We start from the raw sequence: 25,188 nt of genomic DNA, 5'->3' as shown, positions 1-25,188 counted from the left end.
TTTAATAGCTTAATGTAATGCCCGCGCCAAGTCCCATATCACTGTCGTAATGCGTGGAAAATGCAAAGTTCCTTGTTACAATGTACCGGAACCCTGCCATATATTCTTTATCGGTGTTCACCATAAAACCAAAACGTAACCGTCTTGTAATGGGTACATCTTCTCTTGTTAACTGTACCCGTACCCTGCCATCTGTATCTACAGACGCATCGGCCACAATCAGCATGGGTAAAGTATATTCCAGCCCCACGTGAAACACCTGCCTGAAGTCCTTTGTATTTTGCTGACCGAAGAGATTCTTCTCAGGTTCATCCATTTTGCGGTAACGCACGTCCCAGCCGATGTAAGGGAACAGCCACTGGTTTTTACCGAGGTATCTTCCAAAATGACTTTCACTTTCATAACCATTCCGGTCGTTTAATCCTACGCGCCATTCGGTGGACAAACGGTAACGGCTATTCGCCACTACAATTTCTCCGTCGCTGCCGGTGCTTTCCAGTCCTACGCGTGCCATCGGGTATAACATGCGGTCGTCTTTCTTCAGCATGCGGTATGCTTTTGCAGGGTCCGGCACTTCTGGATTAGGTGGTGAATTTTCGTAGCTGAACACCCGTCCCATGCCACTCATCATGTGATACAGAATGTGACAGTGAAAGAACCAGTCGCCGCTTTCTGTAGCTGCAAACTCAATCGTATCTACTTCCATCGGCATGATGTCCAGTACGGTTTTCAGCGGTGAATATTCGCCCTGCCCGTTCAGTACCCGGAAGAAATGTCCGTGCAGGTGCATGGGATGCCGCATCATGGTATTGTTGTACAACACGATCCGTACAATTTCCCCTTTCTTTATTAAGATCTTATCTGTTTCAGATACTACTTTGTTGTTGATGCTCCATACATAACGGTTCATGTTCCCTGTTAGTTCAAAATGCAGGAGTTTAACGGGGCCGTCCGGCAGCGTTGTTTTTTCCGGCGCCCGCAGCATGCCGTAGTTCAGGGTTACGATATCCCCGGCAGCGCTATCCATTTGCATGTTGTGCATATCATGACCTGCGTTATTCATGGGTTTATCATCGCCGGTGATTTCAGGATACATCACGGTGTTCATATCCATTACCTGGTTGCTCATCTGCATACCACTGCTGGTATCGAGGTTACCATCCATCTTCATCATATCATTCATCATCTTCATACCCTCAAAATATTTCAGGCGGGGTAATGGCTTCGCCGGCATTTTCATGCCCTGGCCCAGCCACAGGGAGGTGGACCGGGTACGGTCTTCTGCAGTGGCGAGGAATTCGTACTGCATATTATCGGGGATGGTTACTATTACATCGTAAGTTTCAGATACGCCCACCAGGAGCCGGTCTACTTCCACGGGTTCTACATCGGCGCCATCATTGGCCACCACGGTGAGTTTACCGCCGGCGTAGTTCAGCCAGAAATAAGTAGAGGAGCTGCCGTTTACGATACGTAATCTTACTTTATCACCGGCTTTAAACTGCGGTTGCGTATCTGCTTCTTTACCGTTGGACAGGAAGCGTTCGTAATATACGTCGCTCACATCCATGGCGTTCATGCGTTTCCATTCATTGGTCACTTTGGTTTTGAAATGCTTGTGCTGTATGGCTTCGGCGTAGCTCTGCACCGATCCTTTTTTAATAGCAAACCAGTCGTTGGCATTATGCAGGTACCTGTTTACCGTATGCGGGTGCATATCGGTCCAGTCGCTCAGCAACAACGTATATTCTTTACCGGTAGTTTCCTTTCGTTCATGCAAAACAATGGCGCCATACATACCGCTTTGTTCCTGGAACATGGTGTGGCTGTGGTACCAGTAGGTACCGTGTTGTACAATGGGGAAGCGGTACAGATGTGTTTCACCGGCTTTCACGGGCCGTGTGGTAAGATAGGAAACGCCATCGTATTGATTGGGTAATATCAGGCCGTGCCAGTGAATAGACGTTTCTTCGTTTAATGTGTTGTGTACGTAGATTTCTGCGGTATCTCCTTCCGTGAAGTGCAGGGTTGGTCCGGGAATGGTTCCGTTGATAGTAAGTGCGTGGCTCATTTTACCGGAGTAGTGTACCATGCTGTCGCCCACGTACAAATCGTAGCGGACTACCTTTGGCGTGGTGTTTAAAGAAGCCTGTGCAGTAACAATACTACACAGGCTCATCAATGTTATATACAGGAATACTGCTTTCATACGGATAATTAAAGAACTATTTAATGGTATCGCTTACTTTACCACAGGTGAGCATCTGGCTGCCGTAGTAAGGGTTTTTAACAGCGTTGCTGCTGCTTAACCAGTAAGCTTTTTTCATGGGGCAGTATTCCTGGTATACCGGCTGCGCAGAAAGTGGTACTGCTTTGGCGAGCTGGTAGAAATTATCAGAGAATGTTTTGAAATATTCGCGTTGTTTGCTGATGTCTTTTGCTTCAGCGATGGCTTTGGCATCTGCCGACAGCTTTGCAGCCAGTGGCATATAAGCGTTATGAACAGCGGGCGGCATGGATGACATATCAACCTGGGCAGCGGCTTTTACAAACTCATCTGCTTTGGCAGCGGCCACTCCCGCATTGCTGCTCACCAGTGCATCTTTAATATTGTAGTATAAAGAGAGTAAGGGAGATAACTGCGTGGAAACAGTTTTATCCTGTGCCATACCCTGTTGCATAAATGCAGCTATCAATACGATGCCTGTCATTAATATCTTTTTCATATCTGTTAGTTTTTACTTGTTGATAATATCTTCCATGCTGCTGTTGTTACGCTAATGCGTCTGCCTTGTAACCGGCTTTCTCTATCGCCACCCTGACTTCGCTTTTATCCAGGTTTTCTTTTGTAATGGTAAGTATTTTATCCGGGCTGGCCAGGTCTACTTCCCAGTTATCGGCGCCTACCAGTTTATTTAGTACAGGCGTTACCGTTGCAATACATCCGGAGCATTTGATATTCGTTTTGAATTGTGTTGCGTTCATGTTGATTCTTTTTATCTGTTGATGAATAATTAATCTGATGATGTAAAATTACGATGCAACGGGACGGGAGCTGTTATACAATTCATGCTATCTTTTACATAATTCTCATGCGGATGTTTCTACGCTTTTCAGGGGATACGGGTGATATTATATCATTTTCGCCAATCCGCCCTGAAAAATTATAAAATAATGCCTGTCTTCCTTACATTTATACGCACATGATTCAACAGGGGTCTTCCCCGCAATACAGACAATACCACAATTATGAAAAAAAACGTTTTATTACTGGCGGCAACCATGATAAGTTCCTTCAGTTTTGCCGACGTACGTTTACCCAACGTTTTCGGCGACAACATGGTGTTACAGCGCGACAAGCCGATCCCGGTATGGGGCTGGGCCGATAAAAATGAAAAGGTAACCATCCGGTTCAACCAGCAGGAAAAAACCGTAAAGGCAGATAAGAACGGTAAATGGAAGGTATTCCTGCAGCCGGAGAAAGCAGGCGGTCCCTATACCCTGTCCGTGAAGGGCAAAAATGATATCAGTCTCCACGATATCCTGATGGGCGACGTATGGATCTGCAGCGGGCAATCGAATATGGAATTCCATGTGAACGGGGTAACCAACGCCAATAAAGAAATTGCCCAATCCGCCAACCCGGCCATCCGGCACTTTTACCTGCCCAAAGCAATGTCAGTAGTTCCGCTGGAAGATGTGAAGCAAAGCGCCTGGCTGCCTGCATCCCCGGAAAACACCGGCGATTTTACAGCGGTAGGCTACTTCTTTGCCAAAGCGCTGAATGAACAAACAAAGGTGCCTATCGGCTTAATACATACTTCCTGGGGTGGTACCATCGTGGAAACCTGGATCAGCCGCGACGGACTGGCCAATGCCGGCGACTTCAGCGACATGATGCAGCACCTGCCCGCACTGAACCTGGACTCCGCTGCTATCGTAGCCAAAAACAGGCAACAGGAGCTGATCCGGAATTTACAGGGGAACCTGCCAGATGCAGGTACACTTGCCACCTGGTCCACTCCCGGTGCGGACGACCAGTCGTGGAAAAAAATGAAGGTACCCGGCCTTTGGGAGGAACAACTGCTACCCAACTTCGACGGGATCGTATGGTTCCGTAAAAACTTCCAGGTGGCTGCAGCCGATGCCGGAAAACCAGCGGAGCTTAGCCTGGGCACTATAGACGACAACGACGTTACTTACATTAACGGTACACAGGTAGGCAGTACCAAAGGTTACGACGCCGCCCGTACCTATAAAATCCCTGCCGGGGTGTTAAAAGCCGGCAATAATGTGATTGCAGTAAGTATAGAAGATAATACCGGCGGCGGCGGTTTTTATGGCGATGCAGAAAGTGTTTTTCTGCAAACAGCCAGCCAGAAACTATCCCTCGCAGGCGATTGGGCATTCCGCATCCAGAAGGCCATCAACCCCGGCACCAGCGTGGGTCCCAACAGTTACCCTTCCCTGCTGTTTAACGCCATGATCAACCCCGTACTGCCTTTTGCCATCAAAGGCGCCATCTGGTACCAGGGCGAAAGCAATGCCGACCGCGCCTACCAGTACCGCAAAGCCTTTCCGCTGCTGATCAGCGACTGGCGCCGGTTGTGGAACCAGGGCGAGTTTCCGTTTTACTTTGTACAGCTGGCCAGCTTTAACTCCGCCAATGGCAATAGCCAGAAAGGCAGCAAGTGGGCAGAACTGAGAGAAGCGCAAACCCTTACCCTGCAGGTGCCCCATACCGGCATGGCCGTTATCACCGATATTGGCGAATCCAAAGACATCCACCCGAAAAACAAACAGGACGTAGGTAAGCGACTGGCAGCCGTAGCCTTACATGACACCTACGGGCAAAACAATGTTTTCAGCGGCCCGGTATACCAGTCCATGCAGGTAAACGGCAACAAGGTAACCGTTAGCTTTACCAGCACCGGCAGCGGACTGGAAGTAAAAGATAAGTATGGTTATATCCGCGGATTTGAAGTAGCCGGCGCCGATAAGCAATTCCATTACGCCAAAGCATTTGTTGACGGCGATAAAGTAGTGGTATATGCCGATGAAGTAAGTACCCCGGTAGCCGTGCGTTATGGCTGGTCAGATGATAACCTGGAAGATAATCTTTTTAACAAAGACGGCTTCCCGGCAGCGCCTTTCCGCACCGATACGTGGAAAGGGGTTACAGAAGAAGTGAAGTATACCGTAAAATAAAATGGGTTGTACACATAGAAAACGGATTTGCAGGCTATCTGCAAATCCGTTTTTATTTAAAATAAGGACGGCGCCGGCAGCAAGGTGGTTTCTTTTTCCCATACCACCGCGGCCAGCGCATCTATCAGTTTTCGTACCTGCGTTTCCGTATCCGCATCCGTAATCACACCTTCGCCGTTTACTTTTGTTCTTACCGAGGAAATCACCAGCTGCGCATCTTCAGCAATCTTTGACTCAATGATCAGCAGTGTGCCCAGCAGCGACTGGTGTGCTTTATGGCCTGAAGTACCGGCTGTAATCAGCGCTACCGGCTTTTGTGAGAAGTGCATGGAAGATACGGTCCAGTCGATCGCATTTTTTAGTGTCCCCGGCACACCAATGGCGTATTCCGGCGTACATATCAGCACGGCATCTGCCGCCGCCAGTTGTGCGCGGAAATGTTGCACCGCCTCCGGTGCGCTGCCGGCGTCCATGTCCAGGTCCGGGTTAAAATGCGGGATGGCCGTAAGGCTATCCAGCAGCTGCACGGTAAACTTACCGGCGCCCAGCTCCGTGATCGCTTTTATCAGGTGATGATTGGAAGAGGACTGCCGGGTGCTTCCACAGATAGCCAGTAGCTTTATCGGTTGTGTCATATGCGTATCGTTCATTGCCCCGCAAATTAAGCGGATTCCCCCACTCTGCCAGCAACGGCACATCGATTTTATTGATGGCGCCATAGTCCTTTCCCATCTCTCCCGAGATTTAAAAAAATATTCTCCGAAAAAAAAATATATTTGTCAGACCACGTTCCGGATATCAACTAAGAGAAGAATTCCATGTATAATGAAACTGAGTTACTGACCAAAATCGCGGCAGGAGATGAAGCTGCCTTTAAACAACTTTTCGAACATCATAGAAAGAAGCTCTATCAATATGTGCTGGCCGTTACCAAATCGAGAGAGGTGGCGGAAGAAATTGTGATTGACGTATTCCTCAAGTTATGGACGGGCAGGGAGTTGATCACGCACATCCAGCATATGGATGCCTTCCTGTTCAAGGTGGCCTACAATAAAGCGATGGACTTCTTCAAACTGGCGGCTAAAAACGCAAAGTTGCAGAAGCTGGTGCGCGAACAAATGGCCGCCCACCAGGAACAAAGCGCCGACTACAGCCTGTTGAACAACGAATGCCGGGAAATCCTGAACAATGCCTATAAACAATTGTCGCCCCAGCGCCGCCTCATGATTACCCTGAGCCGGGAAAAGGGCATGACGCATGAAGAAATAGCCACGGAACTGAATTTGTCCCGCAACACCGTTAAAAACACTATCACCGACAGCCTGAAGATCATTAAGCAATACCTGCTCAATAACCATATTACCCCTGTTGTGTATATCCTGCTGTTGTCAGATTTATTTTCTGACTGATTAGTACTACCCCCTCCTTTTTGTCGTCATAGCAGTTATATAACTGGTATATGTCGTCTAATCCGTTAAGATTAAAACTATTACTGCAAAAATACCTGTCCGGCGACTGTAGTCCGCAGGAGCTGGAAGAGTTCTGGGCATTGATGGCGGAGCTGTCGGAAAACGACCTTGTTTCGCAGGAGCTGGCAGCGCTTTGGGAGCATACGCCGCGGCCCGCACAGGAGCCTATGTGGGAACAATTGTATACAAAGCTGCAGGGAAAGATCCAGGAGGGAGAGATTGATATGCTCAAAGTGATGACGGTAAAGCGCAACCCGCTGTACAAAAGAATAGCCGTTGCCGCCGCCGTGATACTGGTAATGCTCAGCGCCTGGTGGCTGCTGCCGGTGACAAAGCCCGCTCCTACCCTTACCGCGGCGCTTCCTGAAACACAGCATTCTTCCAATAAAATAATTACCCTCCCCGATGGCAGTGTGGTAACACTCAATGAAAACAGCCAGCTGGACTATCCCGCCGCCTTCGACGGGCATAGCAGGGAAGTATACCTGAGAGGAGAAGCCTTTTTTGAAGTAGCACCCGATAAAAACAAACCATTCCTGGTACATACCGGCGCTATTGTGACCCGTGTGCTGGGAACCTCTTTTAACATCAGGGCCGCGGGGGATGACTCTCCTATAGCCGTAACCGTTACCACCGGCAAAGTACAGGTACAAAAAGATAATAAAGCCATCGTGGCGGAACTGCTGCCCGGTGATCAGCTGATACTCGACAAGGCCGCTATTGCCCCACTGGTTACCAAAGCCAATATGAAAGAGGTGCTGGTCTGGAAAAAAGACGAGCCGGTATTTGAAGATGTTTCCTTTGAAGCAGCGATTCCACTTATCAACAAATATTATGGTATTGATATCCGGTTCAGGGATGAATCCCTGCGCGTTAAAAAATTCACCGGCAATTTTATCAACGATCCCATGAAACAGGCGCTGGATGTGATCTGCGAACTAACGCATGCGCAATGGGAAAAAGGACAGGACAGTATTATCTGGCTGGATAAACGATTTTAAAAAAGGCTATACTAAGGACTAGTTAGTATAGCCGGTTGTCTTAAACATTTCGGTAAACATTTAAAAACTACCCAAAGGTATGAAATTTCTTATCAGGGGAAGGCTACGCCTTTTCCCAAAGCGAACGTTTGCGTATTATATGAAACTAAGTTGCTTACTCGCCTCTGCTTTTCTTTTCGGCATCAATATGCTGATTGCTGCTCCCGGCAAAGCGCAGCGATTGGAAGAAGTAGAAGTCACCGTAAACCTGAAACGGCAATCCCTGAAGGAAGGTATTAAGCAAATCCAGCAGCAAAGCGCTTTTAAATTTGCTTATGTAGCCGCACAGCTTTCTCCCTATGATGATATTACTTTGCCCGCAGAACGGAGATCCGTACTGCAAACGCTCAACCTGCTGCTGCAAAACACCGCCCTTACCTGGTCGCTGAACGCCAATACCATTGTGATTACCGAGAAGCGGGCGGCAGATCCCGCACTATCCGCGCGTGTGATTACCGTTAGCGGAAAGGTGACCGATGAAAAAGGTAACGGGCTTCCCAATGTAACCATCACCATCAAAAACGGAGGTGGCGGGGCTATTACAGATGTTAACGGTCATTTTACCATCCGGGTGCCCGATGAAAAGACCATCGTTATTTTTAGTATGATCGGGTATACATCCGTGGAAATAGCCGCCGGCAGCGCTACCCCGCTGAATATTATTTTGAAAGAAGAAACCCGCTCGCTCAACAACGTGATTGTAGTGGGATACGGCACCCAGAAGAAACGGAATGTTACCGCCGCCATCGCCTCCGTGCCAATGGCCGAAATGCGCGACATGCCCATCTCCAATGTGGCCACAGGTATGCAGGGAAAAATCCCCGGCGTAATTGTACAGCAAACAGGCGGCGCCCCCGGCGCTACCCCCGCTATAAAAGTACGCGGCTTTGGTTCTATCAGCGCAGGCACCAATCCCCTGATTGTAGTAGATGGGAATATTGTGGACGCCAGTGTTTTCAGTAACTTCAGCAGCAACGATATACAAAGCATTGATGTACTGAAAGATGCTTCCTCCACCGCTATCTATGGTTCCAAAGGCTCCAACGGAGTGCTGATAGTAACCACCAAACGCGGAAAATCCGGCAAAACAAGGTTTAACGCCGACGTATATACGGGGTTCCAGGATGTTTCTAAAAAAATAGATGTACTCAACTCGCAGCAGTTTGCAGTATTCTCCAAAGAAGCCTCCAATAACGCTTACCTCGATAACGTACCCGGCGCCAATATATCCGATCCTAACTCCGCCCGGCCAAATTCGTACCTGCGATACCGTTATCCCCGCGGCGATCTGTTTGAGTGGTTCAATTTCGACGATCCGCAGAAAGTAGCCGCCATGCCTACATACGATTACCAGGATATGATTTTCCGCAAAGGGATGATCAACAACTACCAGGTAACCGCCAGCGGCGGCAACGATAACGCACAGTACCTGGTAACCGGTGGCTACCTGAAACAGGATGGCATCATTGAAAAATCGGCCCTCGACCGGTACTCCATCCGCGCGAATGTAGACATCAACGTGACCGACCGTTTCAAGCTGGGCGCCAATATCAACCCGGTATATAAAATCCAGAACGATGTAAACAGTGATGGTCACTGGGCCGGCAACGGTATCATCAACGCTGCTTTATCCGCCGTACCCATGACGCCTGTATGGAACGCGGACCACAGCGCCTATACCTCGCAAGCCGCGCTGGCTACGCCTTATGGCTGGCCTGGCATCACCAACCCTGTAGCCAACATCACCGAAAATCCGAATGAACTGATCACCACCAACCTGCTTACCAACGTGTACGCATCGTACCAGTTCCTGAAAGATTTCAGTTACCGCGCAACCGGTAATTTCAACGTAGGCTCCACCAGGAGGAATGCTTACAAAACTTCCCGCATGCCGCTGAACCAGATACTGCCGCCTACACAGGCCGTGGGCGAAGCGTCTTCTGACCAAACCACCAGCTGGTTGTTTAACCAGACCCTTAACTATACCAAAGCTGTCGGACCGCATAACATCGATGTATTGTTAGGTATGGAGGCGTATAAATATCAATACCAGAGGAGTCAGGCCATTGGTACTTCTTATGCCAACGACGTAGTGCCTACGTTGAACGCTGCCGGTTTACCAAGTACAGTCAGTTCTTTCAGAACCGCCAATACTTCCACCTCCTACTTTGGCCGCGCTACCTATAATTATAAAGAAAAGTACATCGCCAATGTATCCCTCCGTGCAGACGGATCTTCTATCTTCGGCAGCAAAAACAGGTGGGGTGTATTCCCTGCAGGTTCTGTGGGATGGGTGCTGACAGAAGAACCATTTATGAAAAATATCCCGGTGATCTCCAACGCCAAACTGCGCGTGAGCTACGGACTGGCGGGTAATAACCAGTACACCGACAACTATCCTTACCTCGCCACGCTGGAAGCAGATAACTACAGCTTCAACAACTCGCTGGTAAATGGTTTGGGTGCAGCCTCGCTTGGCAATGATGAACTGGGCTGGGAAAAAAGCAAACAGTTCGACGCCGGTATTGATATCGGATTCTTCCACGAAAGAATTGGCATTGGTATCGATTACTATAAAAGAAATACCAACGACCTCCTGCTGGCCGTAAACGTGCCTACCATCACCGGTTTCAGCACCGCCGTTAAAAACATTGGCGCCATAGAAAATAAGGGCTGGGAATTTTCCCTCGCTACCCGCAATCTTACCGGCGCCTTTACCTGGAATACCAATGCAACGCTTTCCTTTAACCGCAATACCGTGGTGGCACTGGGTCCTACGGGAGATCCCATCCGCAGTAATTCCGGCGTAAATGAAACCAATATCACGATGATCGGCAAACCGATCGGTAACATCTATGGATACAAACAGATAGGTATCTTCCAGAACCAGGCCGACCTGGATAAATTTCCGCACGACCTCACTTCCCGACCTGGTGATGTGAAGTATGAAGATGTAAATAAAGATGGAAAGATCACGGCAGATGACCGTACAATAATAGGTAACAGTCAGCCTGATTTTATTTACGGCCTCACCAACACCTTCCGCTATAAGAACTTCGACCTGATGGTAGCCATACAGGGCCAGCAGGGCGGACAGATACTGAACCTCAGCCGCCGTTTCTTTGAGAACGTAGAAGGCAGCGCCAACCAGCTGACCACGGTGTTAAACCGCTGGCAGTCGGAAGACAAACCAGGCAACGGTATCATTCCCCGTGCCAACCAGCGCACCACCGGCAACAACAACGCCATCTCCAGCCGCTGGGTGGAAGATGCCACCTACCTGCGTATTCAGAACGTAAGTATCGGCTACCAGTTACCGGAAAAAATATTGCAGCACATCCGGCTGCAACAGGCCAGGATCTACCTGTCGGCTCAAAACCTGTACACCTTCACCGACTACCTGAACTATAACCCGGAAGTAAGTAATTACGAAGGCGCTTTAACCAGTGGCGTTGACTATGGCCGTTATCCGCTGGCCAGAACATTTGTAGTTGGTGTAAATATCGGATTCTGATCTTCCTAAAAATTAAAGAACATGCGCACAAATTATCTATACATATTCCTCGCAGCAGCTGTTTCATTTACGGCCTGCAAAAAGAGCTTCCTGGAACAGCTCCCGCCTTCCACGGCCACTACGGAAAACTTCTACAAAACAGCCGACGATTTTAAAAATGCACTCAATGCCAACTATGGCTCGTTGCAGTCCGGCGGCGTATTTGGCAATGCTTACATCTATGGGGATATTCCATCCGATAATAACTTCCCGGTACCTTCCGGCTCTGTAACAGACCAGGATGAATTTGACCGGTTCTATATTAAAACCACCAATCCCTTTGTAGCCAACCGCTGGAACGACAGCTACAAAGCCATTTCCCGCAGTAACACCATCCTGTCGAGGATTGCGCCGATAGCCATGAGTGATTCACTGAAGAAACGCTTCACCGCTGAAGCACAGTTTCTCCGGGCGCTGGTATACTTTAACCTGGTGCGTTCCTTTGGTGATGTGCCATTGGTGGTAACGGAAATCACCAATGCCAACCAGGCATATGAATATACCCGTGATCCGGCAGCCAGCGTATACGCACAAATTGAAGCCGACCTGAAGGCCGCCGAAGCCGCATTGCCGGTAAGTTACACCGGCGCCGATATAGGCAGGGCCACCAGCGGCGCCGCCAAATCCTTGCTGGGAAAGGTATTGCTCACGCAACATAAATATCCCGATGCTGCCGCAAAGCTGAAAGAAGTAATCAGCTCCGGCACTTACGCCATACTGGATAAATATGCCGACGTTTTTGATGTAAGCAAGAAAAATAACAAGGAGTCTGTTTTTGATGTACAATATAAATCCGGTGGCGTAAAAGAAGGCAACCCACTACCTAACTCTTTCGCGCCCGAAAACTCCGGCGATGCGGTAGTGAAGTTTGGCGGCGATGGCAACAACCAGCCTACCCCCGATATGGAAAACGCCTACGAAGCCGGCGACACCAGGAAGAGCTTTTCGATGGCTACTTCTTATGTAAATGCCAGTGGAGCTACCGTAAATTATTATTTTGTAAAGAAGTACTTTGATGTACCTGCCACCAAAAACGACAATGGTAACAACTTCCCGGTGATCCGTTATGCAGATGTTGTATTGATGTATGCCGAAGCGCTTAATGAAATAGGCTACCAGGGCGGCGGAGAAGCGTTCACTTACCTGAACATCATCCGCAAAAGAGCAGGGCTTGCAGAAAAAACAGCCGCCAACCTTCCCGACCAGGCATCGTTCCGGCTGGCAATAGAAAATGAAAGACGTGTGGAACTGGCGTTTGAAGGACACCGCTGGTACGACCTGGTGCGCACCGGCAGGGCAATCCCGGTGCTCAACAGCAAAAAGGCACAAATCAGGTTAGTAGCAGACCTTACCAGCGACAACCTCGTAATACCAGTACCACAAAGCCAGATAGATATTAACAAGGATAAGATAAAACAAAACAAAGGATATTGATGGTACGTAAAACCGTTTGTACTTTTTTATGGTTAACAGCTGGTATGGCAAGTGCCTGGGCACAAACCAGCCAGCTGTTGGCTTATGTAGATCCGTTCACCGGCACCTCCAAAAGCACTACACTCACCGCACTGGTTCACGGCGCCGGCACCGAGCAGCTGGCCAACACCATCCCCGCAGTGGGCATGCCTTTTGGCATGACGCAGTGGACCCCGCAAACCAGGCTCACCGAACAGAAATGTGTAGCGCCGTATTACTATACAGACTCCCTTTTCACCGGCTTCCGCGGTACGCACTGGCTCAGCGGCTCCTGTACACAGGACTACGGCAGCATGACCATTATGCCGGTTTGCGGCGAACTTAAAACCAGTCCTAACGATTACGCATCAACGTTTGTAAACACCAGTGAGGTAGCCACGCCTGCTTACTACAGCATCCTGCTGGGTAAAAACAAGACGAAGGCAGAAGTCACTGCCACTGCGCGTTGCAGCATGATGCAATTCAGCTTCACGCAGGATGATGATTGCTATATAGTGATCCGGCCCAACAGCGACCGCGGCAAAGGCGCCGTGTATATCGACCGCCAGCGGCAGGAGATCTCTGGTTACAACCCCGCCTTCCGCATTTACCAGGGACAGGGACAGCCCGCAGGCTTCAGCGGATACTTTGTAGTGCAGTTTGAAGAAGTATTCACAGATGCAAAAGTATTCCGCGGCAACACCGTGCTGTTGGAAGACAGTATCAAAAACGAGGCAGGCATTGGCAGCGCAGTAAAATTCAACGTGCATAAAGGCAGCGTGATAAGAATACGTGTAGGTACCTCTTTCACCAGTATTGATGCGGCACGGGAAAATCTTGCCGCAGAAATCAATCACTGGGATTTTAACGCACAAACAAAAGCAGGCAGCGATGTGTGGAATAAAGCGTTGGGGAAAATTGAAGTAACCGGTTCTTCCGAAAAAGATAAAAAAATCTTTTATACCGCGCTATATCATACCATGCAGCACCCGCGTCTTTTCAATGATGTAAAAGGCAGCTACCCTGCCTTTGCACAATCATACCAGGTGAAGCAACTGGCGTCAGGCAATTACTACGACGACTTTTCCATGTGGGATATTTACCGCGCACAACTCCCGCTGTATGAAATACTGGACACCGCGTTGATCAACGACCTGGTACGTTCACTGATCCTGAAAGGTCAACAGGGTGGCTGGTTACCTATCTTCCCCTGCTGGAATAATTATACTGCCGCAATGGTTGGCGATCATGCTATTCCGTTTATTGCATCGGCTTATAATAAAGGTATCCGCAATTATGATGTGGAAGAAGCATACCGCCTCATGCGGCAAAATGCTTTTGACACCGCTGCCATAGAAGACTATAAAGAAGGTAAGGGTCGCAGGGCATTATCTTCTTACCTGAAATACGGGTATGTACCTTTGGAAGATAACGTGCCGTATGCCTTTCATAGCCGCGAACAAGTGTCGCGCACACTTGAATATGCGTTTGATGATTACGCATTATCTACCATTGCGAAAGCATTGCATAAGCAAAAGGATTATGCCCTCTTAAAGAAAAGGGCCGGCAATTATGCCAATGTATTTGATCCGCAGCTGGGAGATGTAAACGGCCGGTACGCCTCCGGCAAATGGTATGAGCAACCGGACCGGGATAAGAAGATGTTTTTTATCACCGAAGGAACGCCGCGGCAGTATGGCTTTTACGTACCCCATGATATTCCCGGGCTTATCAAACTAACCGGTGGAAACAAAAAATTTGAACAGGCGCTGGATAGTCTTTTTCTGCAACAACAATACTGGCATGGCAATGAACCCGGTCACCAGATCCCTTTCCTGTACAACTACGTAAACGCCCAAACGAAAACAATAGCGCATACCCGTGAAATCAGGGCAATGGAATACGGCGTAGGGCCGGGAGGGTTATGCGGTAACGACGATGCCGGACAGATCAGCGCCTGGTATGTATTTACCGCAATGGGCTTTTATCCGGTGAACCCCGTAGCACCGGAATATGCCATTACCATTCCTGCTTTTGAGCGTATTGTTATTCATACCGGTGAGCATACCACCACTATCCGTGTAGCTCCAAAAGGCGCACCGGTGTTTATCGGCACTATCAAAAAGGATGGGAAACCATACAGCACTACGCGCCTGTTGCATACCGACCTGATGAAGGGTGGCGTATTTGACATTTACCCAACGGATGGCGGACAATGAGTGGTTACCCGCAGCGGAAATTACTCCATAGTTCGTTCATCTGTTTCCAGATCACCTGCGGACATCTATGGCAGCGGATCTCCCGGCCCGGGATGTTTGGGATCAAATACGGCCATCCCTACCCTGCTGTCGGCGCAGCCATAATATAGAATCCATTTCTTCTTAAAATATACCAGTCCTTCTATAAATACGGTGCCTGCGGCATATTGTCCGCTTTTTTCAAATGCCTCCATCGGGCGCAGGAAGGGTACATCCAGGCGGGCAATAGCTTTCTCAGGATCCTGTTTATCAAAAAGTACCTGCCCGGCACTATAGGTATTTGCAGTAAAACGCTGATCGCCTTTATCGCCCGGCTGGTTCTTGCCGTTATACAGCAATAGAATGCCTTTATCCGTGATAATAGCCGGTGGGCCACACTCCGTAAGCCCGCTGTCGAAATAGCCCTTCCTGGGCTTTATAAGCGCTTTTAATGCACCGCTGCTGTCGGTAACGGGTTGCCAGTCGACCAGGTTATCAGACGTAGCGGCAAATACGCCGTGTTCTCCCCAATACATCCAGTACTTACCATTCACTTTTGCAATCACCTGTTTCTTTCCTTTCAGTGCTGTAACGATAGAAGCCGATTTATGCGGCTGATCCACGAAACGGTCGCCGGCTTTCCGGAAGATGGGGCCGTGCTTGGTCCAGTTTACCAGGTCTTTGCTGGTGGCCACTCCCAGCCTCGGCACCTGCCGGTTCCACTGTGTATAGAAGATCACATAGGTACCATCAACGGTAACGGCTACACGGGGATCTTCGCAGCCGCCCGGCCATTCATAGGTTTGCTGATCATCATTGCGCGGGTATAATACCGGTATTCTTTTTCTTTTGAAAGAAGTACCGTTTTTACTTTCCGCATAGCCGATCCGGGAAGTGCGCATGCCTATCTGTATACCGGATTTATCTTCTGCGCGGTAAAGCACTACTATCTTCCCGGCCTTAACAATGGCAGCGGGGTTAAAGGTGTCGTTCGACTCCCAGTCGACCTCCCTTTGCAGGAGCGAATCATAAAAATGTGCCGTAGAGTCTGTGCGGATCACGGGGTTCACGCCCGCAGGTCTTACAAAGCCACCCAGCGCCCAATCGGGTAAACGGTTGGTTTGGGCTTTCAGCGGATGCTGCGTAAGGGCTATAGTTGCAGCCAGGAGAAACAGAATCTTGCTATTCAAGGTAGTTTGTTTAAATTGAGCATGGAAAGGATAAAGATAATCTCCGCATTTGACTCATTCAAACAAAACTACACGTGCCCCTTTAACAAACGCCTATGCAGCATCAAGATCAATTTTTAGCTGGTGGTGGAGAAATGGGCAGGCTGATTCAAAGCATGGATTGGTCAACAACTTCGTTAGGACCGGTCGAATCATGGCCGCAGAGTTTAAAAACAACAGTCAGTCTTTGTCTTTCTTCCACATTTCCCGCTTTAATCGCCTGGGGCCCCGATACCATACAGATTTATAACGATAGCTACCGTCCTATCTGTGGCGATAAACATCCCGTGTCTATGGGGCAGAGCTTCCGGGTATGCTGGGAAACAGCGCTGCCGGTAGTGGGTGACGCTTTTACCCGCGGACAATCAGGTGAAGGCACCTATATCAAAGACCAGCGGATGTTCCTGGACCGGAACGGCTACCTCGAAGAAGCATTTATGACATTCTCGTTTGCGCCTATACGAAATGAAGCGGGCGAAGTAGGAGGTATTTTTCACACGGTTACCGAAACAACGGATAAAATGCTCGCTGCGCGCCGGACGCAGGTGGTACGTGATTTGTCGGCCCTGATAGGCAAAGCCGAAACTACTGAAAAGATATGCGACGCAATACTGGGAAAAACGATTGACTTCAGCCGGGATATCCCTTTCCTGCTGCTATACCAACTGGACAGTAAGGTGGATAGCCACTGTGTAATAGCTGCTGCCGGAATTAATGCGGACGCTGCGGGAGTTACCTGGCCTTTTGACGAGGTATTACAATCCCTGCAACCCGGAGTGGTAACGGACCTGGGCAACCGCTTTGGCAACATTTCCTTTGGTCCATACCCCGAAGCGCCACACAGCGCTGTTGTGCTACCGGTAAATATTGCCGGGCAGCAGCGGCCGTGGGGATTTGTTGTGGCAGGTGTGAGTGCCAGAAGAACGCTGGATGATGCCTATTTAAACTTTTACGAATTACTGGGCAATGCTTTCAGCATCGCCTTTTCCAATGTGCATGCGTATGAACAGGCACAACAGCGCACCGAAGCATTGGCGGCTATTGATAAAGCTAAAACAGCTTTTTTCAATAATGTAAGCCATGAATTCAGAACGCCGCTTACGCTGATGATAGGCCCGCTGGAAGAATTGCTGCAACAACCCCTGCTGCAGCAGCCTCCATATAAAATTAACCTGGACGCCACTTATCGTAATACGCACCGCCTGTTGAAACTGGTAAACAACCTGCTGGATGTAAGCCGGGTAGAAGCCAACCGGTTAAAGGCGGTATACCAGCCGGTAAACCTGGCAACACTCACCACCGATCTGGCCAGTAGCTTCCAGTCGATCATCGAAAAAGCAGGTATGCAACTGAATATCGATTGTGTGTCCACCCGGCCGGTGTATATAGATGTGGAAATTTGGGAGAAGATCATCCTGAACCTGCTCTCCAATGCGTTTAAATTTACGTTGGAAGGCAGTATCAGCGTGATACTCCGTGAAACTGAAACATCCGCCATTCTCCAGGTAAAAGATACCGGTGTAGGTATTCCTGAAAAAGAATTACCGCATATGTTTGAGCGGTTTCACCGGGTGGAAAACAGTCCTGGCCGCACACATGAGGGATCTGGTATCGGGTTGTCGCTGGTGAGCGAACTGGTACGGCTACACGCCGGCACCATCAGCGTGGAAAGTTCAGAAGGCACAGGCACTACCTTTACCATACACCTGCCCTTCGGCAATGATCATCTTCCCCGGGAACAGATCTCCGAAACCGGGAAACATACAGATACCCTGCTGTTAAAAGGCGCTTTTCTGAAAGAGGCATACAGCCTGCTGGACAACGACAGTCCTCCAACACATGAGGGGCATTATATGCCCGAAATGGGGCACTGGGAAGTAACAGAAACCGCCGGCAGCCCCGAACGGGCGCATGTGCTCATCGTGGATAATAACGCGGATATGCGTAACTACCTGGCACGGCTACTCGAAAAGTATTTTTATATCACCACTGCCAAAAACGGGTTGGAAGCGCTGGAGCAAGTGGAGCGTAACAAACCTGATCTCATCCTCAGCGATATCATGATGCCGGTGATGAATGGAAAAGATCTGCTGGAACGGGTACGTGGCAACCCGGTTACCGCGCAGATACCTGTTATCTTTCTTTCCGCACGTGCAGGTGGCGAAGCCCGTATCGACGGACTGGAAGCCGGTGCGGACGACTACCTCGTGAAACCCTTTTCAGCCGGGGAACTGCTCACAAAAGTAAAAGCGCATATTAAAATTCTGCAACTGCGTAACCATGCGGAGCAGCAACTGAAAAATTTATTTGAACAGGCGCCGGTGGCCATCTGTTTGTTGAAAGGACTGTTAATGAATATTGAGGTGGCCAACGAAATACAATTGCAGTACTGGGGCAGAACCGCTGAAGAAGTAATGCAGAAACCATTACTGGAAGCCCTGCCCGAGCTGAAATCACAGGGAATGGAAAGTATGATAGAGAAAGCATACGTCACCGGCAAAAGGTATATTACCGGTGAACTGCCACTAAAGATCGTACGTTTTGGTAAAGCCGAAGATATTATTGTCAGGATTACATTTGAACCGCTGTGTGAAGAAAGTGGCAATGTTTCCGGCATCATGTGTGTTACCAATGACATTACCCATTTTGTAGCCGCACGTGAAGCTGCCAGGAACTATTCAGATAAACTGGAACTTCATGTGGAAGACCGCACCACAGCATTAAAAGTGGCCAATGAAGAATTAAAACGGACCAACAGGGAACTGGAGGACTTTGTATTTATATCGAGCCATGACCTGCAGGAGCCCTTGCGTAAAATTCAAACCTTTGGCAACATTGCTATGAGCGCCGAAGCGGCACAACAGCCGGTAAAAGAGTACCTGGAAAAAATGATCGCTTCTGCTTCGCGCATGTCCGGGCTGATCAAAGACCTGCTGAATTATTCAAAACTGAATAAAAGTGACGATCCGTTTATTGAAACAGACCTGAATGTTGTTATGGAACAGGTACTGAGTGATCTTGAACCCGGTTTAAGGAAAAGGAATGCGCATATTGAAATATCACCGCTTCCACACATAAAAGCGGTTCCATTACAGATGAATCAGCTCTTTCATAACCTGCTTGATAATTCCCTGAAGTTTAATGAACAGGAACCGGTGATCCGCGTAAGCGTGAGCATCATATCACCGGAAAAACAAGCTGCTGTTCCAAGACTGGAGGCAGACAAACAGTATTATGAGCTGGTATTCCGCGACAACGGTATCGGCTTTGAGCAGAAATACGCCGACCAGGTATTCACTATTTTCAAACGTTTGGTGAAGCCTTCCGAATATCCCGGTTCGGGTATCGGGTTAACCATTTGCCGCAAAGTGGTATTGAATCATGGAGGTTATATTTATCCTGAATCGCAGTTGAATGAGGGCACTACGTTTTATGTATACCTGCCGGTTTTGTAAGGAGGTTATTATATTTTTGTATGTTGATGGTGAAGATGAAATAACTTCTTTTCCGGAGATTTTTAATGATTTTTATCATGTCTTCACAAGAAATTATCGGCTATTTTTGCTAACTTAATAATGGCACCAAAACAAGATCAACATATGCAATACTGTAGCAGAATTTTTTACATGATCTGCTTATTGATGTGTATCAATGTAGCAGCAGACGCGCAAAAGAAGATCACCGGCATTTACCGCAGCATGGATGATTATTTGGCTAATGAGTTGAGTTACACCAAAGATAACGGCAACAAAGCGCCCAGGATCCATCTGCATACGCTTGCGCCTAAAAGTTATGTCACCCTGCAGCATAACGGCAGGAATATTCATATCAACAAAAATGAAATATTTGCTTATCAGCTCGCAAATGGTGATGTATACCGGGTAGAAGGTAATCATAGTTACCAGATCCTGAATAAAAACCCGCAATTATTGCTGTATAAGAGAAAAATACCTGCTTCTCCGAAAGCCGGTCCGGAAGATCAGTACAAAATGTACTTCTCCGCTCCGAATGGTAAAATACAAACGCTGACCGCCTGGAATGTGAAACAGGCTTTCCCCGCGCATGAAACACTGGCGGATCAGATGGACGCCCAGTTTAAGCGTGATGCAGAACTGCTCACCTACGACCGGTTCCGTGGTATGTATAAACTGGAGTGGCTCGTAAAATAAATTACTGACAGTTAGCTTCCGGCACAATACCGGAAGCTAACTGTTTTACTTTACCGCTTTTAAGATAAAATCCACAATGGGCGTAGGGTCCGGGAAACTATGCGGATGATGGGCAAATCCCGGTTTATGCATCACCGTTATATCCCCCTTCAGCGCTTTTATTTTCTCTTCAAATGGCAATGTGTTTTCCGCCGGTGGCACATCTGTATCCGCATCTGCCAACACATGCAGCATCGGGTATTTTCCCTTTACAATTTCCTTTGTTTTATAGAGCGGACTTCCTTTAAACAACATAGCAGCACTATCGGAAGTAAAACCATAATCCTTTTTGAAAGCTTCCCATTCGTTACGTTTTGTGAACTGTTTTTTAAACTGGCTGCCTGGCCAGCTGCACAGGTCTATCACCGGGTTATCTACGTACACGGCCGCTACCTTATCCGGATTTTCAGCCGCCCAGTTGTACACATAAACCGCTCCCCTGCTCATGCCTTCCATCACTGTTTTACGTGCCAGTCCGGCTTTGCGCAACAATGAGTAATAGCCGTTCCATAATTGTATGGCTTCCTTATTGCCAAACAGTTCCGCCACATCGCAATACACCACATGATAACCTCTTTCCAGCAGGGCAATATCTGTTTGCGGTTCATGGCCCCAGAAGCGGGCGCGCCAGATCCACGGATGCCCGGCAGCCGCAAACTTAGGCGCTACCACTTTACAGGCGCGCCCGCTGAATTCAAAATCCGCGCAACGGTACCCATAAAATGAGGTGATCTTTTTATCGCCCGGCAGGTGGTTGATAGCGTTAAAAGCCGTATCCCGCACCGGGTGCAGCACTTCAAAAAGTGTTTTCGCCATCAGCGTGGTACCCGTTAGTTCAGGATGAATACCATCCGGCATAAGTCCGGGTTTACCGATCAACAGCGCGTTCAGGTTTACCAGCTCCAGGTTTTCATCATAAGCTACCTGTCTTACCTTTGGCAAAATCTGTGTTGTAATAACCGGGTCCCAGATCTGGGTAGTGTCTTTCACAAAGGAAACAATGGGCTGCAGCAGCAGGATACGCGGATGCGAAGGCAATGCCCGGAATGCGCGGATCATGTCGTGGTAATCCGATTCGTATTCATCGAGATGTACGCGGTTAATCAGCTTGCTGTCGTTGCCTCCCAGGTCGATCAGCACAATGTCTGGTTCACTTGCCAGCGCAGCTTTATACTCCGGCGTATTCCAATAGGGATGATCCCCTTTTTTGAGTAAGGTGGTGCTGCTTACGCCATAGTTGATGACCTCAAAGCCCTGCCCCAGCAGTTTTCCCAGCTGCGCCGGGTAGGATTCCGTTTCAGGATGCTGCAGGCGGGCGCCCGCACAGATGCTTGCACCCAGGCAGGCGATCTTTACCCGTTGTGCCAACAGCGGCACATGATAAAACAAGATCAATAAAAAAATAAGATACCTGGACCTCATGAGTGAAAATTATACGTGGAATAATGGAATGTTAAGATAATATTTACTTTTATCATTCCACGTATTCCCCTGCTTCACCAAAAAGTAACCGGTGGCCAGGTAAATACCTGCCACCGGTGGTTTATTTTCAATGTTCGCTGTTGCGGATTATAACCGCTAATTCAATAACACTTCATCTGCAAATGCCCATCCGCGGCCTCCTTTGCCGGGATGCCAGCCTGGTATTTTCAGCAAAGGCTCCATTACCAGCTTCACACAGGAAACGGTGGTAAGCGGGAAAGCGGCTGCTATTTCCATTGAAGCTGCAGGATCGTCTTTTTTCCCTGCAGCGGGAATGATCCGTTTCAACAGTTTCAGGTGTTGCGCATCTGCACCACCCCATATTTCTATTTTAGCGGGAGGGAAAATATACCCGTTGATATTTCGTAAGATACCTACCGATACTGACTGCAGGGGCACGGGCTGTTTGAATAGCAGCATAGCTGTCATTGGCTCTTTTACATAGCCCAGCCATTTTCCGTTGCCCTGATCCACGCCGCCTTTCTGCCCGTCGCATAAGGTTTTGGCGCCGTTACCGGCATAGCTGCCATCCGGCTGTGTAAGCAATACCACACTGTCAGGGATATACGAAGATTTGTAAAAACTGAACTGCACCGGGTCGCTGGCATACCAGCCTTTCTTACAGGCAATGGCACGAATGGTCGTATTACTTTGCAGCAACAGGCTGTCTTTAAACAGGGGCGAATTGATGCTGTCCGGTACCGACCCATCGGTAGTATAGCGGATCTCCACGCCTTTTATCGGGTGCTTCAGCAGCAGCTGCGTGGCACTACGGAAAACGGAAGCGGTGTTCAGCAATAAAGGTTGATTCAGTTTCAGTAGTTGTTTACCATCGTCTGTAAATCCTTTGATGATGGCTACCTGTTTAAATGCGGCAGGCAGCTGGTCCAGTTCGGCTGCAGTGAGTGCAGTGTTCCACAGGTACAGCTCCTTCAATGCAGGCGCCGTTTTCAGCACCTGTAACTGTTGCAGCGTAACCGGCGTGCCTGACAGGGAAAGACTTTCCAGGTGAGGCAGCTTCCCCAGGGCCGACAGCGTTTGTCCCTTTACGTTAGTAAAGCTCAGGTTCAGCACCCGCAGTTCCGGAAACTGTGCAATGATATTCAGATCGGCATCCTGCACCGGCATCTTCTGCAGGTGCATTTCTATGATCTGTTTTTTCAGCGGCAGCAGTTCTTCTATTGATTTACTGTTGAACTGATCCTTATTATAACAGTTTACAACAAGTGGCGCAGCATTCAATGCTATCGGGTAAATAACCCGATAGTTATTATTCAGCTTGTGCACCATCTTTTCATCTGCTGCGGCAAAATTGTATACCGGGGCAGTGGAAGCAGCGGGCTGCAACAAAGCAGTGGCCAGCAACCGCAGGCTGTCCTTTGCGGGTAATGCAGCTACCTTTGTTTTGAAATCGGCGCCGCCTTTGATCCAGTAATACAACAGGTCTGCTTCTTCCGGTGTGAGCTGTGGTTTTCCTGCCGGCGGCATATGCTTTTTGGCATCCAGTGGCAGATGCAGTCTTTCCATTAACAGGCTCATTTCCGGTTTGCCGGCTACAAACAGTTTGCCGCTCTTTCCTCCTTTCAGAAGTTGCTGCGGCAGCTCCATTGCCAGCTCTCCCTTTGCCTTACCTGCGTTGTGGCAGTTCATACATTTTTCCTGCAACACCGGTTTCACCAGGTGCTCATATACCAGCGCCTGATCAAAGGGCACCTGTGGCCCTTTGCCCGCGGGACTTACCGGCGCCAGCACAAAGTTTTCGCCGTGCGTAATGTCGGCTCCGAAGTGACCGGTGATCACCAGCAATGCCGCGGTGATAAGGATACCGCCTTTCTGTAACACCGGGCGGCTTTTCTCTGATTGCCCAAACCAATATAAGAGGGAAGCCAGCCAGCACATGCTCACGCCGCTCCATTTGTGCCACTGTAAAGTGCCGCTGCCGTTGTATCCTTCTTCACCGGATAAAAACAGTCCCATGATAACGGTAACGACTGCACTGAGTGCGCCAGCGAGCAGCAACACCGCCGCCAGCTGTTGTTTCCATGCTTCAGCGGCAGGCTCACGTAAACGGATAAACGTTAAAATGCCCGCCACAAGGATCAGCACAATAGGAAAATGCAGCAACAAGGGATGCATGCGCCCCAGCACCTGCAGCCAGGGAGGTAGCACCACCCTGTTGCCAAAGATCACGAGGAAAAGGATAAAAATATTACCGGCAAATAACAGGCTGCTGCCTGCGCTTTGCCATCTGGATGGCTGTTTCACGGTCATTATACCCTCCTGAGTTTATAAGGATACACTTTCCCGGAGGCCCATTGCGCCACGTAGAGGTTCCCGTCGTTGTCCACACATACATCATGCGGATGTACAAATATTTTCTCTGCCTGCTGCATCGGCTCCAGCTTTCCGTTGGTATATACCGGTGCGGTACCTCCAATGTTGGAAACCACCTTATTGTCTTTATCCAGTATGGTTACAAAGCCACTGCCCTCTTTATCCATGTTGGGCGAGCGTAATACTGCGGCATACAGGTGATCACCTTTTATAACCGGGCGGCATACGCAGGCGCCTGGCAGGGCAATTACTTCCTGCAATTGTCCATCAAAACTGAAGCGTTTAAAGCAATTCCGTGTTCTGTCGGTAACAATAAGCGTAGGTGTGCCTTTGCGATGATCTACTACAATACCGTGGGCATTGTCCAGGTGTTCATCTCCCTGACCTCTTCCTCCAAAATACCCCAGCAGCTTACCGTTGCGGTCATAACGCATTACATATTGTGCGCCATAGCCGTCTGCGATATAAAAGTCGCCGTTGTCTGCTACCGTGGTTTCCGTAGGTACAAACTCTTCTTTCTTTTTATACACGCCTGTTTCAGCGGGATAGTCGATGGTCAGCAGGATTTTACCTTCCATCGTGGTTTTATATACCTGGTGTTTTTCGGTATCGGTAATGAACAGGAACTCCGTACCGTTTTCATTGCTGAGTGTAAGTCCGTGCGCACCGGGGAATTCATGACCCCAGTTTTCCAATAACTTGCCGGATTTATTATAGATAAGGATATTGTTCTTTGTTTCGTTTGTAAGCAGGATAATGCGGCCTTTTTTGTCCTGCACCATTTCATGGCAATCTTTCACCGGGTAGCGGCTGCTGTCGAGTGTGCCCCATTTGGTGTCCAGTGCGTAGCGCATGTTATTGTGGCCATATACCGGTCCTTTGGGTTTGGCAAAAAGATCACGGGAAATATAAAAGGAGGCGGTTACTAACGCCGACGTCTGTATGAATTTTCTTCTTTCCATTATAACAGTGTTTT

The 25,188-nt window shown here is 48.8% G+C and carries 16 protein-coding genes; 8 read left to right on the top strand and 8 right to left on the bottom strand.

Going from position 1 to position 25,188, the window contains the following annotated elements:
* Position 1 precedes the first annotated feature (1 nt).
* Genes V7S65_RS04610 through V7S65_RS04600 form a run of 3 tightly spaced genes read right to left on the bottom strand, consistent with a single transcriptional unit; the run spans position 2 to position 2,985 of the window.
* Positions 2-2,209, bottom strand: a complete 2,208-nt coding sequence (locus tag V7S65_RS04610) for a multicopper oxidase domain-containing protein (protein WP_336386068.1) — start codon at positions 2,207-2,209, stop codon at positions 2-4.
* A 16-nt stretch (positions 2,210-2,225) separates the two neighbouring features.
* Positions 2,226-2,726 carry a DUF3347 domain-containing protein gene (locus V7S65_RS04605; RefSeq protein WP_227024579.1) on the bottom strand — a complete coding sequence of 167 codons (501 nt, stop codon included), beginning with the start codon at positions 2,724-2,726 and terminating at the stop codon, positions 2,226-2,228.
* Positions 2,727-2,772: 46 nt separating this feature from the next.
* Positions 2,773-2,985, bottom strand: coding sequence for a heavy-metal-associated domain-containing protein (locus V7S65_RS04600; RefSeq protein ID WP_079467999.1), 213 nt, complete (start codon positions 2,983-2,985; stop codon positions 2,773-2,775).
* Between the two features lie 264 nt (positions 2,986-3,249).
* Between V7S65_RS04600 and V7S65_RS04595 the strand changes: the two genes are divergently transcribed.
* Positions 3,250-5,208: a sialate O-acetylesterase gene (locus tag V7S65_RS04595; protein ID WP_336386069.1), complete on the top strand. Its 1,959-nt coding sequence runs from the start codon at positions 3,250-3,252 to the stop codon at positions 5,206-5,208.
* Positions 5,209-5,264: 56 nt separating this feature from the next.
* On the opposite strand, the gene V7S65_RS04590 is transcribed toward V7S65_RS04595, so the two are convergent.
* Positions 5,265-5,858 carry an NADPH-dependent FMN reductase gene (locus V7S65_RS04590; RefSeq protein WP_200817193.1) on the bottom strand — a complete coding sequence of 198 codons (594 nt, stop codon included), beginning with the start codon at positions 5,856-5,858 and terminating at the stop codon, positions 5,265-5,267.
* A gap of 168 nt (positions 5,859-6,026) precedes the next feature.
* Between V7S65_RS04590 and V7S65_RS04585 the strand changes: the two genes are divergently transcribed.
* The 5 genes from V7S65_RS04585 to V7S65_RS04565 all read left to right on the top strand — a co-directional run bounded on the left by V7S65_RS04585 (position 6,027) and on the right by V7S65_RS04565 (position 14,941).
* On the top strand, positions 6,027-6,617 hold the full coding sequence (locus tag V7S65_RS04585) for an RNA polymerase sigma factor (protein WP_111578709.1): 591 nt from the start codon (positions 6,027-6,029) through the stop codon (positions 6,615-6,617).
* 50 nt (positions 6,618-6,667) lie between these two features.
* The gene (locus V7S65_RS04580) at positions 6,668-7,678 is read left to right on the top strand and encodes a FecR family protein (RefSeq protein WP_079468002.1); all 1,011 of its coding nucleotides are present in this window, start codon (positions 6,668-6,670) and stop codon (positions 7,676-7,678) included.
* A gap of 139 nt (positions 7,679-7,817) precedes the next feature.
* Positions 7,818-11,231 carry a SusC/RagA family TonB-linked outer membrane protein gene (locus V7S65_RS04575; RefSeq protein WP_336386070.1) on the top strand — a complete coding sequence of 1,138 codons (3,414 nt, stop codon included), beginning with the start codon at positions 7,818-7,820 and terminating at the stop codon, positions 11,229-11,231.
* A 21-nt stretch (positions 11,232-11,252) separates the two neighbouring features.
* Positions 11,253-12,704: a RagB/SusD family nutrient uptake outer membrane protein gene (locus V7S65_RS04570; RefSeq protein WP_336386071.1), complete on the top strand. Its 1,452-nt coding sequence runs from the start codon at positions 11,253-11,255 to the stop codon at positions 12,702-12,704.
* On the top strand, positions 12,704-14,941 hold the full coding sequence (locus V7S65_RS04565; protein WP_336386072.1) for a GH92 family glycosyl hydrolase: 2,238 nt from the start codon (positions 12,704-12,706) through the stop codon (positions 14,939-14,941). Before V7S65_RS04570 ends, V7S65_RS04565 begins: the two co-directional genes overlap by 1 nt.
* A gap of 65 nt (positions 14,942-15,006) precedes the next feature.
* Here V7S65_RS04565 and V7S65_RS04560 read toward each other — a convergent pair whose 3' ends face one another.
* Positions 15,007-16,149 carry a glycoside hydrolase family 130 protein gene (locus V7S65_RS04560; RefSeq protein WP_336386073.1) on the bottom strand — a complete coding sequence of 381 codons (1,143 nt, stop codon included), beginning with the start codon at positions 16,147-16,149 and terminating at the stop codon, positions 15,007-15,009.
* Positions 16,150-16,244: 95 nt separating this feature from the next.
* Between V7S65_RS04560 and V7S65_RS04555 the strand changes: the two genes are divergently transcribed.
* Both V7S65_RS04555 and V7S65_RS04550 read left to right on the top strand, forming a co-directional pair.
* Positions 16,245-19,643, top strand: coding sequence for an ATP-binding protein (locus V7S65_RS04555; protein WP_336386074.1), 3,399 nt, complete (start codon positions 16,245-16,247; stop codon positions 19,641-19,643).
* A 171-nt stretch (positions 19,644-19,814) separates the two neighbouring features.
* A complete protein-coding gene (locus tag V7S65_RS04550; protein WP_133256209.1) occupies positions 19,815-20,357 on the top strand; it encodes a hypothetical protein in 543 nt (180 codons plus the stop codon).
* Between the two features lie 45 nt (positions 20,358-20,402).
* Here the strand turns inward: V7S65_RS04550 and V7S65_RS04545 are convergent, their stop codons facing one another.
* The 3 genes from V7S65_RS04545 to V7S65_RS04535 form a co-directional block, all read right to left on the bottom strand.
* Positions 20,403-21,818, bottom strand: coding sequence for a GDSL-type esterase/lipase family protein (locus tag V7S65_RS04545; RefSeq protein WP_336386075.1), 1,416 nt, complete (start codon positions 21,816-21,818; stop codon positions 20,403-20,405).
* Positions 21,819-21,974: 156 nt separating this feature from the next.
* Positions 21,975-24,149, bottom strand: coding sequence for an FN3 associated domain-containing protein (locus V7S65_RS04540; protein WP_336386076.1), 2,175 nt, complete (start codon positions 24,147-24,149; stop codon positions 21,975-21,977).
* Positions 24,149-25,174, bottom strand: coding sequence for a 6-bladed beta-propeller (locus V7S65_RS04535; protein ID WP_336386077.1), 1,026 nt, complete (start codon positions 25,172-25,174; stop codon positions 24,149-24,151). The genes V7S65_RS04540 and V7S65_RS04535 overlap by 1 nt, the downstream gene beginning before the upstream one ends.
* Positions 25,175-25,188: the final 14 nt, after the last annotated feature.

The sequence above is a fragment of the Chitinophaga sp. CCNWYY40 genome (genome assembly GCF_037483205.1).
Lineage (GTDB): Bacteria > Bacteroidota > Bacteroidia > Chitinophagales > Chitinophagaceae > Chitinophaga > Chitinophaga ginsengisegetis.
Note: the sequence above shows the minus strand (reverse complement) of the source record. Positions and strands in the feature narration are given on the sequence as shown.